Genomic DNA, 15,906 nt, shown 5'->3' on the forward strand with positions numbered 1-15,906 from the left:
TGCGCTTTTAAACTTTACTCAGCATAAAAAATACGCTTTACACGCGAGCTGACATTGGTCAGTAACTCATATGGAATAGTACCGATACGCGCAGCCAGATCAACCAAAGTAAGCGCCGGACCGAAAATTGTTACTTCATCGCCAGCTTTTACGTCTAGTCCGGTTACATCTACCATACACATATCCATGCACACATTGCCGATAATCGGGCAGTTCCGGCCATTTATACTCACCTGACCTGCCCCGTTACTAAACCGCCGGTCGTAGCCATCTGCGTAACCAATGGCAATGGTGGCAATTGTTTTATCGGAATCTGCGATGCCTTTGCGGCTGTAGCCCACTGTTTCGCCTTTGCTTATTTTTTTAACCTGGGATACAGTGGTTTTTAATGTACTGACCGGTTGCAACGCATCCTGCTCCGAGCCCGACGCTTCCACGCCATACAAGCCAATCCCTAAGCGCACCATATCAAAATGATGTTCGGGAAAGCGCACAATGCCAGCCGAGTTCAGAATATGTTTTGTTACGGTATAGCCCACGCCTGCTTCAATTGCGGCTGCCATACTTTTAAATGTGGCGATCTGCTGCTGCGAGAAATCATTGTGCAATGCTTCATCTGCCCCAGCCAAATGGCTGAAAGCGCTGATAATCTGTATTTGCGGGTTTTGCTGCAGCAGAATAAAAAGCTGCTCAAAATCTTCGGCAACAAAGCCTAAGCGGTGCATGCCCGTATCCAGTTTCAGGTGGATTTTATACTTGCTGCCTGCCTCCAGCGACGTTACATAAGCCTGCAATTGCTCCAGCGAGTAGATTTCGGGTTCCAGGTTAAATTGTTTCAGTTTGGCAAAGCTGTCCGGCGACGGGTTCATCACCATAATAGGCAAGGTTATTCCGTGCTCACGCAGCATAACGCCTTCGTCGGCATAAGCTACGGCCAGGTAATCTACCCGATGGAACTGCAGTAAATTAGCCACCTCGAAACTGCCGCTGCCGTACGCAAACGCTTTTACCATTACCATCAGTTTAGTATCGGGGTTTAGTTTGGCGCGGTAATAATTCAGGTTATGCACAAGGGCATCCAGGTTTACTTCCAACACGGTGCCGTGTACTTTATGCTGAAAAGCCTGCACGATCTTCTCGAACTCAAAAACGCGCGCGCCTTTCGCTAAGATCACCTCGTTCCGGAAATCAGAGGCTGTAAACTGTTGCAAAAAATCCTGTGTGCTATTATAAAACGTAGCGGTTGCGCCAAATTTACCAGCGTATTTACTGATTTTAGGACCGACGCCAAAAACACGCTCTACCTGATGCGCCTGCAGCAAAGCAGCTACCTGGCTATAAAGTGCTTCTTCGGGCAAACCCGATTCCAGCAGATCAGAAAGTATAACGGTACGCTTGCGCTTCTGAAACTGACCTGCCTGCAGATCCAAAGCGATGGCCAAACCTGCCAGATCATTATTATAGGTATCATCAATCAAATAACAACCATTTATGGCTTCTTTCATTTCGAGGCGCATCGCAACCGGGTGCAGACGGTCGAGACGGTCTTGTATTTCGGCTAATGGCACGTTCCGGTAAAGCAATACAACCAGGCAATGCAGCGCATTTTCGATAGAGGCTTCGTCGGTGAACGGGAGGGCCAGCCGGTATTTTTCTTGCTCGAAAGTATAAACTATAATGGTTTTGTGGCCGGTGGTCGTGATGGATTTTACAGTTACATCTGCCTTGCTGTGCCGCGACCAAGTAAACGATTTTATACGTTGTGCCTGCACCGTTTCATGTAGTTGTTCGTAATCCAGGCAGTAAAACAGGACATCCACCTGACGGAAAAGTTGTAGTTTCTCTTCTATTTTTTGCTGCACCGAAACAAAGCCTTCGTTATGCGCCGTACCTACATTCGTAAAAATTCCCAGCGTAGGTTGTATAACTTCTGCCAGCTGCGCCATCTCTCCTACTTTAGAAATGCCTGCTTCAAAAATGCCCAGCGTATGGTTTGCGTTGAGCTGCCACACACTGAGCGGAACGCCTAATTGCGAGTTGTAACTGCGCGGGCTTTTCACGACCTGCTCATCGGGGCTCAGCACCATTGCCAGCCACTCTTTTACAATGGTTTTACCGTTGCTGCCCGTTATCCCAATCACCGGAATAGTAAATTGTGCGCGGTGCCAGGCTGCCAGTTGCTGCAGCGCTTTCAGGCTATCCTCCACACAAAGTATGTTTGCTTCCGGGTAAAGCTGTGCCAGTTTTTGGTCTGTCAGGTTAGCTGCTTCTTCCAGTATAAACTGCCTGACGCCACGGCTGTACAACTGCGAAAGGTATTTGTGGCCATCGTTATACTTGCCTTGTATTGCAAAAAATAACGTGCCGGCAGGCTGCGAAAGTTTGCGGCTGTCGGTGAGCAGGTACACCACAGGAAGGGGCTGCACAAACTGTACTTCCCTGCCTTGTATAACGGCTGTTAGCGCTTGGAACGTGAGCATATAAATAGACTTTACAAGTGCCAAAGATAGGCTTTTGAGAGAAAGGAGATTTAAAAGTTAAAAAGTTAGCGGGTTAAAAAGTTAGAAAGTTATCTAACGAGCCCTGATGCTGATTTATACTTTGCGGTAACAGTTTATACTTTCGGAAGAAGGCGCTGCAAAAAACTATTCCTTTCCATACCTTTACATGCTTTTTTCCTGATGATGACCCCATGAACGCAACCAACACCAAACCATACTATACGGCGGCCATCGCAGCCTTTGTGATCTGGGGCTTTATTCCGTTTCCGCTCAAAGCGCTGGCCGACTACCCAAGCGGACAAATTCTATACTTCAGAGTGGCGTTTTCGGTAAGTATACTTTTGCTGATCTCGCTGTTTTTCAGAAGAAATCATTTGCTGCAAACAATGGCTGTCGTAAAAGCCGCTGCACCTTCGGACAGGCGCTCGTTTATACTTTACACGTTGCTGGGCGGCCTGTTACTTACTACCAACTGGCTCACGTTTATCTACGTCATCAACCACATCGATATCCAGACAGGCTCGTTCTCCTACCTGCTTTGCCCCATACTGACGGCCGTGCTTGGTTTCCTGCTGCTCAAAGAGAAACTCCGCCGCAACCAGTGGTTTGCTATTTTATTGAGTGCGCTGAGTTGTATCCTGGTCGGCTCCGGCGAAATTACCAGCCTGCTGTTCAGTTTACTGATTGCGGCCAGTTACGCATTTTACCTCATCACACAACGCATCCTGAAAGCCTACGATAAAATTGTGCTGCTTACACTACAGTTGCTCTTGTCTTTTGTGCTGATCGGGCCGTTTTATACTTATTTTAAAGGTGATACTACGCTGGCGCTGGGCTCAGAATTCTTTTTGAATATCGCCTTGTTAAGTATAGTATTCACGATCGTACCGCTTTTCCTGAATTTGTTTGCCTTAAAAGAACTCACGTCCGGCACCATTGGTATCCTGATGTACATTAACCCGATCCTGAATTTTGCGATGGCGTTTTTATACTTTAATGAGCATACTACTACCACCAAAGTGCTGGCTTACATACTTATACTTATCTCGGTGATCATCTACAACCTCAATATAAAAGGGAAACCCAAACCCGGCGATGGCCTGGTCATTCCGCCTGTTGCAACTGGCGCTGTTATAAAATAAAAAGTCCTTGCCGGAGTGTACCAACAAGGACTTCTGAAGTATGATTTTATACGTTACTGGTTATTGTTCAGTGGCTTTTTGCCCTGGCGTTGTCTTTCCAGATCGTTCATATCGCGTGCATCCTGGTTCTGGTTCGGAGAAAGGTTATCGCCAAACTGGTCGGCCTGCTCGCCTGTAACAGAGGTATCGCCAATTGGTGCCGGACGCGGATTGTTCAGGTTGGCCGCAGATGAATCTCCGGCTACAATGGCTTCGGAAGCGCCGCCTGCTTCTACTTCAGCGGCTGTTTCCGGGTTTGCGTCGCAGCCAAAGCTGATAGTAGCAACAAATGCAAGGGCAATTCCGGTTTTAAGTATATCAAGTGTCTTTTTCATGTCTTATTGGGTTAGGTTCTTAGCTGATTTTAACGCACATACGCCCGAATTGTTTACCTCCCCCTGCCCTCTCCTTTTTTCGAGGGCCCCTACCCCCAAAACAGGAGAGGGTGTAAAAGCCTAATTTTACCTTTTACACCGTTACTTTACTAGTCTAAAATCAACAATTTAACAAATATGCAATATCACAATCCAGCACCCCATCCTGTTTTTAGGAGGGGGCAGGGGGAGGTTTGCTAAAATCCTAACCCGAACATCAGGCCCGTGCTTGCTTTTTTGCCTTCCTGAAAGGAGGTTACAAAATCTACCCGCAGCACTTTAAAAATATGTTCTATGCCGATGCCTACTTCTAAATAATTACCCGACGTTTTGGTATTGAGGTAGTTCAAACTGGCTACTTCCTGCCATTTCAGTTTCCGGAACAGTGGTACTTTGTTAAAGATAAAACCATTGAAGTGATGCTCGAAATGCCCTTCCAGGTAACTGTTGCTGGTGCTGTACTGGTAATAATCAAGTAACTGGAAGCCTTCGTAAGAGCCGGCAAATAAGGTGCGGTTGCCGTTAAAATGTTTGTAATCCATCAGGCGCATATCGCTTTTATTCCAGAATGTACCGCCTGTTACACTATAGCTGCCTGCGCCCAGCAAACCAAGGCTGAAATTGTCTGAAATTCGAAGCGCCGCTGTCATATAACCAACATCGCCACCCAGCGCTTTTAACCCGGTCCGGAGGCCTAACCCAAACGTAGGATACTTTGAGCCCAGGTTAAACTTATCATCGGGGCGGGTTATATAGGTTTGCCCCGGCCGGAAATTTATACTTACAGCTGCCGTTAGCGCCTGGTGCGGGGTAAAACTGGCATCTGCCAGCTCAGCATTTACAGGCACATTGGAAGTAAACCGATCACCGGGACGTTCGCGTATAGTATAGCCGGTTGTGTTCTGCAAAGGCATACGGTGCGCGTATTCCAGGGAGGTGCTCAGGTTAACGCCATTCCAGAGCTCTGACCGGAAAGTAGCCAACCCGAAATCGCGCTGGTACAGTTTCATATAATTCCGCTCGGCCAGCAACGTATAAACCGAATTTACAAAAGGCGAAATCGGGTTTGTGTTATTGATCTGCGTTACATAACGGCCGCCTTCCAGGGAAACTACACTGTTCTTAACTGCATCATACTGGTACATCAGGCGCAGTTTGGCATTCAGCTTTTCGTTGGAAAAACCATAGCGCACGGCTGGCTCAATTGTATAGCGGCGGCGGTCTTCGAAACTTTTACGGTAAGATAAGCGCACATCGGCCACGGCACCTTCCACGGTATTGTAATGGAGAATACTTGGCCCTCCCGTGAAGCTGATAAGCGGATCAAAGCCAAACTGCACTTTCCGGAACGTGTTGGAGTAGGTATAGCCGCCCAGAAAAAAGTTTCCAAATGAGGGTTTGTTGCGCACGCGGTCCAGCGAGTCCTGGTAAGGCTTCGAGTTCTTGATCACTTCCAGGCTATCTTTTTCGTGGTAATCCACCACCTCGGCTTTGGTAAGCGGCACCGGCCGTATCTCGGCCCAGTACGCTGAGTCGCGGGTGTTGGCTTCTTTTTCTACCACCAGTATTTCTTTGCTGAATAATTTTTCGTCGTGGATGGCCGGTTGCTCTTCAGGTGTGGCTGCTTTCGGTTCAATTATCCTGAATTTTGGTTTGCGCGCCAGTTTTGCTTCAGCTACTATTTCTTCTTTTTCAGGTTCAATTTCTTCTACTTTCGGAGGTTGGCTGTAGGCTGCCTGTACTTTATACTTTGAGTAAACGCCCGTTACGTAGCCGCGCCCTTTAAAACCCAGTCCGCCTGCCTCAAAAGTAAAGCGTTGCGATACCGGCATCCAGACATTAGCGTGTACCGGCGCATACACCTGCCGCAAGCGTATAAAATCAACAAACTCGATGCCTGCGTTTTTTGTCAGTTTTAAATCTGAGCTGTGGATGCGCCAGGTGCCGTCCACAATATAAATGCTACCCGAAAACACCGGATCATTGTTGCGGCGCGGCGTCACTTTTATTTTGTTGATGGTACGTCCGTTCTCTTCGAAAGCCCCCAAATACTCGAACCGGTAATAGAAAAGCGCATTATTGGCCAGTGGCGATATAAATCCACGTTCGCTCAGGCCCTGTACTTTTATCAGCGGGTTGTAGAAGCTGATGTTCATTTCGGAAGCCTGGTTAAAGCTGAAACCCTGCTTTTTGCCGCTCACCCGCGAGGAGATCATCCTTTCGTTAATCTTATTCGGCTTTTTAAAATGCAGCTCACTCACCGACTCCGATAAGTATACAATGCCCGTATCCACATCAACAACTTTTATACCCAGCACTTTGCTAGGCACTTTATCCATGCGAGCCACGCTTTTCATGTACACGCGGGCGCTCCAGGCGTTGGCTTCATTCTGGTGATATTTCCGCAACCGGATAGCATTGCGCATGATCGGGTAGGCTGGGTCTTCTTCTGCCACGCGCACTACTACTTCTTTCAGGTTAAGCGTTTCGGGGAGCAACTGTACGTTCAGTTCCTGGGTTTCATCAGCAATAGTTACCGTTACCAGTTTTGCCCGATAGCCTACATATTTAAACTCTAACGTATAAGTGCCCGGCGCCAGTTGCAGCGAAAAATGACCTTGCTCGTTAGAGCCTGTTCCGCTTGAAGTTTCTTTGATATAAATGCTGGCAAAAGGCAAACCGCTTCCAGCTTCGTCGGTGATGCGGCCACGCAATGTACCGGCTTGCGCTACAACACTAAGCAGGACCAGGCAGAAAATAAGCTTTAAAGTGCGCATGTATACGTATAAGGATAACCCGTTGAAATTACAAGATAAGCATCGGCTGTCATACATCTAAGCATCCGCATATTTTTTGACCGGCCAGTTATGTATCAGAGCCATTTTATACTTGGCAGGTTGCTTTGCCACAGATAAATTTTCAAGGTCTATACTTTAGGCCTTACTTTGCAACTTATAACGCAGGCCGTTGGCATTTATTAGTTTGCAACAGCGTAACCCAAAGCAGCTCTTATTTGTTAGCATATCAGAAAGTATAACCCACAATTTGGAGCAGAAAAAGAAATATTATACCCCAAAGGAAGCCCTCCTGAAAGCGGCTGCTTACTGCGCCTACCAGGAGCGCACGCAGCAGGAAGTACGTACTAAACTTTACTCGTATGGCCTGGAACCCGACGATGTGGAGAACCTGATCGTGCGCCTGAGCGAAGAAAAAATGATTGACGAAGAACGCTATGCGCAGAGTTATGTGCGTGGCAAATATGGCATTAAGAAATGGGGCCGTCGTAAAATTGTGCAGGGCCTGAAAGGAAAAGGTATTTCGGATTACTGCATCAAACAAGGCTTAAAAGAGATTGATTTTGACCAATACGAACAAAACCTGCTGAATTTACTGGAGAAAAAAGCCCGCACCGAAAAAGAGAAAAACCCTTTCCAGCGCCGCCAGAAGTTAAGCTACTATCTGCTCAGCAAAGGTTATGAAAACGACCTGGTACAGGATGCGCTAAAAAGTATAGGTGAGTAGTTATTTATGCTTCCTCAGGTGAAATCCGATACTTTACTATTACCTTTTTGCCGGCACTTTTGGGTTCTCTATTCTTCGTTGCGGCACCAGCACGACCCGGCGGCCGGTTATTTCTTCGAGCATCGGCTTCAGAATTTTTTCTGCATTTACCTGGGTCTGGCGCAAAATACCGGAGTTAAGGGCAGCGCGTTTCACGTTCTGCTCGGCGTAGCGGTAGCCTTCCTGCACCAGCTCAGCATCCTGGAAATAGGTGTTTTCTTTTGAGAAGACTTTTGATTTGCTATGGTCTACTTTATAGTAGCAAAGCTGCGCTGCCGGTAAGGCTACCTGTACCACCGAGTCGCCCTGAAAAACAATATCCTGCTGTTTTATTTTAGTGAAATCGATACAACCAACAGCTTCGCCAGCCACAATTAGTACCAGCTTGGAATTTGGCACCCACCTCGATACGGCCTTCTCATACTCTACCACATCCTTGAAATTATAACGCACCAGTTCCATGCGCCCCAGGTCTTCCACGGATGTTAAAATGGTGTTATAAGTTAGCGTTACTTCGGGCACTTTTTTCTCTTCTTTCTCCCCGAAAAAGTCTTTAAAGCTGCGCCAAATAAACAAGCCGACAGCAAAAGCTAAAATCCAGGGAAGTAATTTTATTAAAACTCGGAGTAAAGGCATGGGATGGTATATTTATACTTTAGTAAGTATCTAACAACAAGTTCTGTTTAAACGAAGTTATGTTCTACGAATTGACCGGTTCAGAAAGGTGGTAGATTCGTTGCCAATATACGTTAGAATCATCTTCCTGAAAACTAATCAACAATCATACCTCAACCCCCAACCGTTCTTTAAACCCTGCGTTGCCCTGCAAGCCGCCGGTGTGGATGGCTACAATCCGGCTTCCGCTTTTGAAATATCCCTGTTTAATCAGATCGAAAAGGCCGAAGAACATTTTTCCGGTATAGATTGGCTCCAGCAGTATATGGTGTTGTTTCTGAAAAGTATAAATAAAGTCTAATAACTCAGGTTTTACTTTGGCATAACCTCCAAAATGGTAATCGGTTAGCAGTTGCCAGTTGCTATACTTTTTGCCGTTATACTTCAGAATAAGCGCTTCTATTTCCTTTTGTAAAAAATTCCCGCCCTTTAAAGCCGGGAAACCCAACACCTGCTTTTCACCGTCCAAGACTGCAATAATTCCTGCGATGGTGCCGCCTGTTCCGCACGCGCAACAGATGTAATCATAGGCTATGTTAATATCTTCTACGATCTCGGTGCAGCCTTTTACAGCCAAGGCGTTGGTGCCGCCTTCCGGAATGAAGTAAGGTTGTTTATACTTTTGAGAAAGCTCTTCTAAGAAATTAGCATCATCTTTTAACCTGTATTGTTCGCGGCTGATATAATGGAGTTGCATGCCGCGGCTAATTGCAAATTGGAGCGTTGGGTTAAGAGGTTCGTGTTCTTCGCCCCGGATAATACCAATGGTTCTGAAGCCAAATTCCTGGCCGGCTGCAGCTGTTGCAGCGATATGATTGGAATAAGCACCGCCAAATGTAAGCAGTGTGTCTTTGTTTTCTGAACGCGCCTGTTGCAGGTTATACTTTAGTTTCCGCCACTTATTACCCGATATGGCAGGGTGCAGCAAATCTTCGCGTTTTACCCAAAGTTCTATACTTTGTTCATCTAAAAGCGGGTGTTTTAATTGCTGCAAAGGTGCTTCCATCATCGTTAAAAAAGAAGCCCCAGCATAGGCTGAGGCTCAGTTTATACTTTGTAAATGCTGTAATTTATACTTTGGCTACGATCTTTTCTTCCAGTGTTGGTCGCTTTTTAACGGCGTAAGCAATGGTACCGAGCAGCACCAGCACCAAAAGTATAGAAGAAATTAAAGATACCGTATTGCCTAAGGTATAAGATTGCGGCTCGAACTTAAACTCGATGGTATGCTTGCCAGCCGGCACCTGCATGGCGCGCAAAATGTAGTTGGCCCGGATATGCTCTACCGGATTTCCATCTAAGTAAGCCTGCCAGCCAGCCGGGTAGTAGATTTCAGAGAAAACAACCAGGCCATCTTCTCTCGCGTCGTACTCATACTTCAGGTAAACAGGTTTGTATTCTGTTAGCTTGATGTTCGCGTTTTCGGCGGCAAACCTGTTATACTTCACCGGAAACTTCTTTGTGTCGATAATTGCGGTTGTGCCGGCATCAAACATGGTCAGGGCATCCAGTTCTTCGTCCGGAGATTGTACCGGCTTTACTTCTTCTACAAACCAGGCATTGCCTAAGGCGCCCGGCACACGCTGCACCGGTTGTTTCGGATCGCCGGTTATAGCATAGCGGGTATTCAGCATGCGGTATACTTCCAGGTTGTTCTGCGAAATGTGGCGGTCGATCACATCCTGATAACGGCGCATTTTAGCCCCGTGGTAACCACCCACAGATTTATGGAAGTAGGATGTGCGGGCATCGTTAAATGGATTTGGCAGGTTGATTACACGGTAGCTCAGATCCTTGTCCTGCAATATAAGTTGGTCGGCTGGCGTTGGCTGAAAGTGGTTGGCTACTACCTGCGCCTGAAAATCGTCGTTGTTCAGGTAACGCTTGTCTACCGTCCAAAGATCAACTAAAATCAGAACACCAACACCCACAATGGCAACGGTGGCCGACAGTTTATTTTTCACATAGAAGTATAAAATTCCAAGCGCCAGCACGATAAATACCAGCGAGCGGAAGGCATCGGAGCGCATCATACTTTCGCGGTCAGCACGGATAGCATCGATCGGGTACTGCGCCTGAATGAGTTGCTGGTCTATGGCAGCTGTAAAACTGGCCGAACCTGCGAAAAGCCAAACCAATAAGCACAAGCCGCCGGTTATACCACCCGAGATCAACAGTTTTTTATCCAGATTTTTCAGGTTCGTACGCTCACTGATCAATTTCCAGAGGGCAAGTATAGCCAGGAATGGGATCGTGATCTGGGCAATTACCAGCGCCGAAGCTACCGCCCTGAACTTGTTATAGCCCGGGAAATAATCGAACATGAAATAGTTAAACGCTTCGAAATTCTTACCCCAGGCAAGTATAATCGAAAGTATGGTTCCGGCTACCAGCCAGCTTACCCAACGCCTGTCTACAATAAACAAGCCCAGCACAAACAGGAAACAGATAATGGCACCCACATACACCGGCCCGCTTGTTATGGGCTGATCTCCCCAATACATCGGCAGGCCTTGCTGCATCATTTGTTCGGCTTGCGCCGGAGGTACGCCTAACCGGGTAAAGGCCGCAAAGGTTTCAGAGTCTTTGCCAAGCGAGGCGTTGCTGCTGCCCCCGTAAAAATCCGGAATGAGCAAGGTGATGGTTTCTGTGATGCCATAGCTCCAGTTAAAGGCATAGTCGCGATCCAGACCGCCGCCAATTTGTTCACCGCTATTGGGTGCTGTAAGTTCTGATTTACCCCGGATGCTGTACTCGGTGTATTCGGCGGTGGTATACAAACGCCCGAAGTTTACGCCAACGGCCAAAATTGCAGCTACCAGCAGTACCAATCCTCTCTTTAATAACTCAGGAAAACTATTGTGTTTGATGGCGTAATATACTTCTACAATACCGTAAATGATCACCAGCAACAGCATATAGAAGGTCATTTGCAGGTGATTGAAGTGCAGATTAAGCGTTAGACCAAGCGCAAAAAGCGCTGCACCTATCCAAAGATTCCGGCGAAGCGCGTAGATCAAACCACCCAGCACTACCGGTATATAAGCAATAGTCAGGGATTTGGTATTATGCCCCGCCTCGAGTATGATGATGTTGTAGGATGTAAAACCGAACGCGATGGCCCCGACCGTAGCCAGCCACGGACTCATGCCCAGCGCGATCAGAAGTATATAAGCACCTAGTAAAGTGATGAAAATATTGCCGGCCAGCGCAGGCATATCAAAAGTAAGAATCGAATGGATCACACCTGAAAAATCGCCGGGATAGCGGGTGTTGATCAGGTAAGAAGGCATGCCGCTGAACATGGAGTTGGTCCAGAGGGCTTCTTCGCCGGTGGCTTCGCGGTAATCCTGAATTTCTTTGGCGCCGCCTTTAAACTGCAGCATGTCGTGCTGCGAAAGAGCTTTGTCTTCAAATAAAACCGGGGCAAAGTAAGCTGCCGTCAGCAACAGGAAAACCAGAATAGCAACGATGTGTGGTAATACGTCGCGTTTAAAGTTAATAGAAGTTGTCATATCTTTCAAAAACCGCCAATTATAGCGCTTGAAAGATAATAGTTTTATTTTACTTCTCCTTTATGATGGTAGAGTTTGCTGTTGATACTACTATAAGCTAATCATATTCAGTATATCTTTTTGTTGTCTTTTGCAGAGGTCCTAGAAGTCTCATTCAAAGGCTAATCTTATATAGCTAAACTCTTACAACTAACCATGTCGCGAGTTTAGCGAGCGCGTAACTTGTGGCTGTGCATAATGCCAGTTTGTAACTGGTATTAATTCCATTCTTATGCTTTCGCCAGTTATTCTGTCCCGAAGCATTTCGGGGAAACTGGCTGCCATACCAAACCACCAGTTACCGCTTTGCTCAAATCGGCGGTATACAATAGTTATATTTCTGTTTATCTTCTTTTTCCTCTACCACCGCCAAAATTGGCCTGCAACCCGATAGAAGGGATAATGGTGATGCCTGAGAAACTGACTTCGCGGCTTTCCAGAAACTTATACGTGCCGTAATTCTGGTAATACATGGTGAGGGCCGGCAGAACATAAATATGCTTGAAGCCGATCTTACCATTCACAAATAACCCATAAGACGGAAAGCTATTCTTCTCCATCAGGCCTTCCACTTTCACCGATTCGCCGGCTACTTTTTTAAATATCCGGCCCGGCTCAAAGCCATACTTCACAAACGTATGGTTATACACAGCGCCAAACGAAATATTCCCGATCTCCTCCTCTACGCCAAACGATTTACTGAAAACCAACGGAATTACAATATCGCGGCGCTGGGCGGTAAAGGAGAAAACAGACGTTAATCTATCCAGCAGAAGTTTATCTACAATACCTGAACTCTGGCCGGCATACTGCAAACCAACGCTGCCATACCATTGCCCGCCCTGCCCTGGATTCTGGGGTGTGCCAAGTGCGCCCATAAACTGGTACATCGCATCGAACACATGCACCCCGGAAGCAAACTTATACCCTACATCCACACGCGGCGCGACCCCATAACGCAGGTAAAAATCAAAGGTAGGGCCTACCGGATCGAGAGCATACGAGACTAGCGCTTTCGAAAAGACATCCACCTGCTCATCATAAAATACGGTATCCCGGTCTGCAATGGCATCTACGGCAGCTTTGGTGATATCATCTAACTGTGAAATAGGCTCGCTGGCAATATTGCCGCCAAAGTTTACACCCGCCTTAAACTGCCCCTGCGGTGTAACTTTACCAGAATGTATAACCGAGCGCGGAGCCGTACAACCAGCTGCCAGCGCAACCAGACAGATCATCCAAAATAAAGAAAGTGATTTAGAGCGCATGGCAGAAAGTATAAAATTGTTGTTGTAAGAAAAACAGATGCACTGACCCAAAGCCAGCTGAAAGGTATAATGGCGTTTACATACAAAAGCCATACTCCTTTACACTACTAATGAAAGAGTATGGCTTGTAAGTATAGAAATGGCTTTACGCCTATTTTACTTCTTCATAATCTACATACTTGCCGCCATCAAAACCTTTGCGGCCGGGCTTTTCGGGTATGTAATCAATTTTAATATCACTGTTAGGTGCTTTCGGGCCGCCATAGGTATTGTTAAAAGGCTGTCCGTTGGTACGCGGGCCCTGTTGGTGCATGTTGCCATTAAAAAAGGCCCCATTACCCATTTTCTTTTTGATGAACGTGGCCAGCAGATAACGCAGTAACACCGGCGCTACTAACCGCATAAAGAAAAATATCAGAGCTGTAATTATGATGAATTTTAGCATGAATCTATATGTGTTAACTATAAATGTTAAAGTAAGGCAGCAAGTATACTTTATACTACACAACTCTCCTGCCAAAAGTTTAGGATATGGCATTTTGGCGCTATAATCTTTCAAAAGAAAAACACCTTCTGCTTTATTTTACATTAGCGCTGCAGCATGGCAGTAACTTCGCTTCTGAACTTCTTAGCCCTTTGCGGCCTTTTAAGTGTTAGTGCCCGGCAGCCTGATTAAAGTATAACTTATACTTAGGCAAGTGGCTGACCGATTGTTGCGCTAAATTAATTAATTTTGTAAAAAACTAACAAACCTACTTTTCAGGGCTTCGGCTCTGCTTTTGGCTATTCCCCATGTTATTGAAGCGAAATAAAATCTGGCAGCAGGTGCACGTTGCCCTGGCGTTATACCTTGGCCTGGCCATGCTGCTGTACACCATTGCGCGCATCCTTTTCTTTGTATTTAACAGAGAGCTTTTCGCGGCCACTTCCTTCTCCGATTTTGGTTACCTGCTGCTGGCGGGCCTGCGCTTCGATCTTTCGGCGATGCTGTATACCAACCTGCTGTTTATTGTGCTGCTGCTGCTACCCTTCCCGTTCCGGTATAATAAAACGTACCAGCGCGTGGCAAAGTATGTTTTTATCATCTTTAACAGTATTCCGCTGCTCGCTAACCTGAGCGATATTGTCTACTACCGTTTCACGCTGCGCCGTACTACCTTTAGTGTGCTCCGCGAGTTTGCCAACGAGAAAGTAGGCACGCTTGCGTCCAGCTTTGTGGTTGATTTCTGGTATATTCCGCTGATATGGCTGCTCCTGATCGGGTTAATGGTTTGGTTGTATAATAGAATTAAGATTAGCACGCCGCAACGCATTAATCCGTGGCTTTACTATCCGGTGCATACGGTGGTAATGGGCTTGGTGCTGGGGCTGAGCCTGGCAGGTATGCGCGGTGGTTTTCTGCACAGTACGCGTCCTATTACGCTCAGCAACGCCGGCGAATATGTAACGCGCCCGAACGAAATGTACCTGGTGCTCAACACGCCTTTTTCCATGCTGCGCACCATCAGCAAACAGGACTTCAAGAAGATGGATTACTTTCCGGAAGCTGAACTGGACTCTATTTACTCGCCTGTACATTACCCAACCGATACGGCCGCTTTCCGGAATAAAAATGTGGTGGTGATTGTGCTCGAAAGTTTCAGCAAAGAAGCCATTGGCGGTTATAACCCGAACCGGGTGGGCCAGGATGGCTACGAAGGCTTTACGCCGTTTATGGACAAGCTGATGCAGGAAAGCAAAGTATACTGGCACTCCTTTGCGAACGGAAAAAAATCCATCGACGCGCTGCCATCTGTGCTAACCAGTATCCCGAGCTTGCAGGAGCCTTTTGTACTTACGCCTTACGCCGGCAACAAACTGCCCAGCCTGCCACGCTTACTAAATGAGAAAGGCTATCATACGTCGTTTTTCCATGGGGCACCTAATGGCTCGATGGGCTTTAAAGCGTTCATGAACCTGATCGGGGTGCAGGAGTATTACGGTAAAGATGAGTATAACAACGACGCGGATTATGATGGTATCTGGGGCATCTGGGACGAAGAATTTATGCAGTTTCATGCTGATAAACTGAACACGTTCAAGGAGCCGTTTATGAGCACGCTTTTCACGGTTTCGTCGCACCACCCGTTCGAGTTGCCAGCGCGCTACGATGGGAAATTCCGGACCGGGCCGCTGCCAATTTATGAGTGCATCAACTACACAGATATGGCGCTTCAGAAGTTTTTTGAGAAAGCCAGCAAAATGCCGTGGTTCAAAAATACGCTGTTCGTCATCACCGCCGACCATACCGCCACCGCTAAATATTATCCGGAGTACCAGTCAGATTGGGGAGCTTTCGCGATTCCGGTTATCTTTTACGCGCCCGGCGATCCGGATTTTAAAGGTGTGGAAAAGCGTGTAGTGCAGCAACTCGATATTATGCCAACGGTGCTGGGCTACCTGAATTACGACAAGCCATACTTTGCTTATGGTAAAAACATGCTGGCTCCAGCCAAAAACGAAGATTTTGCGATCAACTACCTCGGCGCTTACCAATGGTTCGAAGGCGATCACATGATCCAGTTTGATGGCGAAAAAACCATTGCCATGTATAATTATGTAGAGGATATCCTCCTGAAAACCGACCTGAAAGCACAACTGCCTGAGAAGCGCCAGCACATGGAAAACCGTGTAAAAGCCTTTATCCAGCAATACAACAACCGCATGGTAGAAGATAACCTGCAGGTACCAACCGCTAAATTAGCCGCAGAAAGTTTGCAGTAAACTCAAATCAACATATAAAAAAAGCCCTC

General features: G+C 46.8%; 11 protein-coding genes. 3 read left to right on the plus strand and 8 right to left on the minus strand.

Annotated features, from left to right (window positions below):
* Nucleotides 1-14: 14 nt before the first annotated feature.
* Nucleotides 15-2,480 carry a bifunctional UDP-N-acetylmuramoyl-tripeptide:D-alanyl-D-alanine ligase/alanine racemase gene (locus tag DP923_RS15665; protein ID WP_112306880.1) on the minus strand — a complete coding sequence of 822 codons (2,466 nt, stop codon included), beginning with the start codon at nucleotides 2,478-2,480 and terminating at the stop codon, nucleotides 15-17.
* Between the two features lie 212 nt (nucleotides 2,481-2,692).
* Here DP923_RS15665 and DP923_RS15670 point away from each other — a divergent pair, with 212 nt between their 5' ends.
* Nucleotides 2,693-3,643: an EamA family transporter gene (locus tag DP923_RS15670; protein WP_112306832.1), complete on the plus strand. Its 951-nt coding sequence runs from the start codon at nucleotides 2,693-2,695 to the stop codon at nucleotides 3,641-3,643.
* 53 nt (nucleotides 3,644-3,696) lie between these two features.
* Here DP923_RS15670 and DP923_RS15675 read toward each other — a convergent pair whose 3' ends face one another.
* Nucleotides 3,697-4,017, minus strand: a complete 321-nt coding sequence (locus tag DP923_RS15675) for a hypothetical protein (RefSeq protein WP_112306833.1) — start codon at nucleotides 4,015-4,017, stop codon at nucleotides 3,697-3,699.
* A gap of 236 nt (nucleotides 4,018-4,253) precedes the next feature.
* Nucleotides 4,254-6,833, minus strand: a complete 2,580-nt coding sequence (locus DP923_RS15680) for a DUF5686 and carboxypeptidase regulatory-like domain-containing protein (RefSeq protein WP_112306834.1) — start codon at nucleotides 6,831-6,833, stop codon at nucleotides 4,254-4,256.
* A 268-nt stretch (nucleotides 6,834-7,101) separates the two neighbouring features.
* Here DP923_RS15680 and DP923_RS15685 point away from each other — a divergent pair, with 268 nt between their 5' ends.
* Nucleotides 7,102-7,578, plus strand: coding sequence for a regulatory protein RecX (locus DP923_RS15685; protein ID WP_112306881.1), 477 nt, complete (start codon nucleotides 7,102-7,104; stop codon nucleotides 7,576-7,578).
* A 39-nt stretch (nucleotides 7,579-7,617) separates the two neighbouring features.
* Here the strand turns inward: DP923_RS15685 and DP923_RS15690 are convergent, their stop codons facing one another.
* The 5 genes from DP923_RS15690 to DP923_RS15710 all read right to left on the minus strand — a co-directional run bounded on the left by DP923_RS15690 (nucleotide 7,618) and on the right by DP923_RS15710 (nucleotide 13,559).
* Nucleotides 7,618-8,253, minus strand: coding sequence for a DUF4230 domain-containing protein (locus DP923_RS15690; protein WP_112306835.1), 636 nt, complete (start codon nucleotides 8,251-8,253; stop codon nucleotides 7,618-7,620).
* A 145-nt stretch (nucleotides 8,254-8,398) separates the two neighbouring features.
* Nucleotides 8,399-9,301, minus strand: coding sequence for a 1-aminocyclopropane-1-carboxylate deaminase/D-cysteine desulfhydrase (locus tag DP923_RS15695; protein WP_394341179.1), 903 nt, complete (start codon nucleotides 9,299-9,301; stop codon nucleotides 8,399-8,401).
* Nucleotides 9,302-9,362: 61 nt separating this feature from the next.
* A complete protein-coding gene (locus DP923_RS15700) occupies nucleotides 9,363-11,807 on the minus strand; it encodes a YfhO family protein (protein ID WP_112306836.1) in 2,445 nt (814 codons plus the stop codon).
* A 383-nt stretch (nucleotides 11,808-12,190) separates the two neighbouring features.
* Nucleotides 12,191-13,207, minus strand: a complete 1,017-nt coding sequence (locus DP923_RS15705; RefSeq protein ID WP_112306837.1) for a hypothetical protein — start codon at nucleotides 13,205-13,207, stop codon at nucleotides 12,191-12,193.
* Between the two features lie 58 nt (nucleotides 13,208-13,265).
* Nucleotides 13,266-13,559 carry a DUF4834 family protein gene (locus tag DP923_RS15710; RefSeq protein ID WP_112306838.1) on the minus strand — a complete coding sequence of 98 codons (294 nt, stop codon included), beginning with the start codon at nucleotides 13,557-13,559 and terminating at the stop codon, nucleotides 13,266-13,268.
* Nucleotides 13,560-13,906: 347 nt separating this feature from the next.
* Between DP923_RS15710 and DP923_RS15715 the strand changes: the two genes are divergently transcribed.
* On the plus strand, nucleotides 13,907-15,877 hold the full coding sequence (locus tag DP923_RS15715) for an LTA synthase family protein (protein ID WP_112306839.1): 1,971 nt from the start codon (nucleotides 13,907-13,909) through the stop codon (nucleotides 15,875-15,877).
* The last annotated feature ends 29 nt before the right edge of the window (nucleotides 15,878-15,906 follow it).

The organism is Pontibacter arcticus, from assembly GCF_003284895.1.
In the GTDB taxonomy this organism is placed as follows: Bacteria; Bacteroidota; Bacteroidia; order Cytophagales; family Hymenobacteraceae; genus Pontibacter; species Pontibacter arcticus.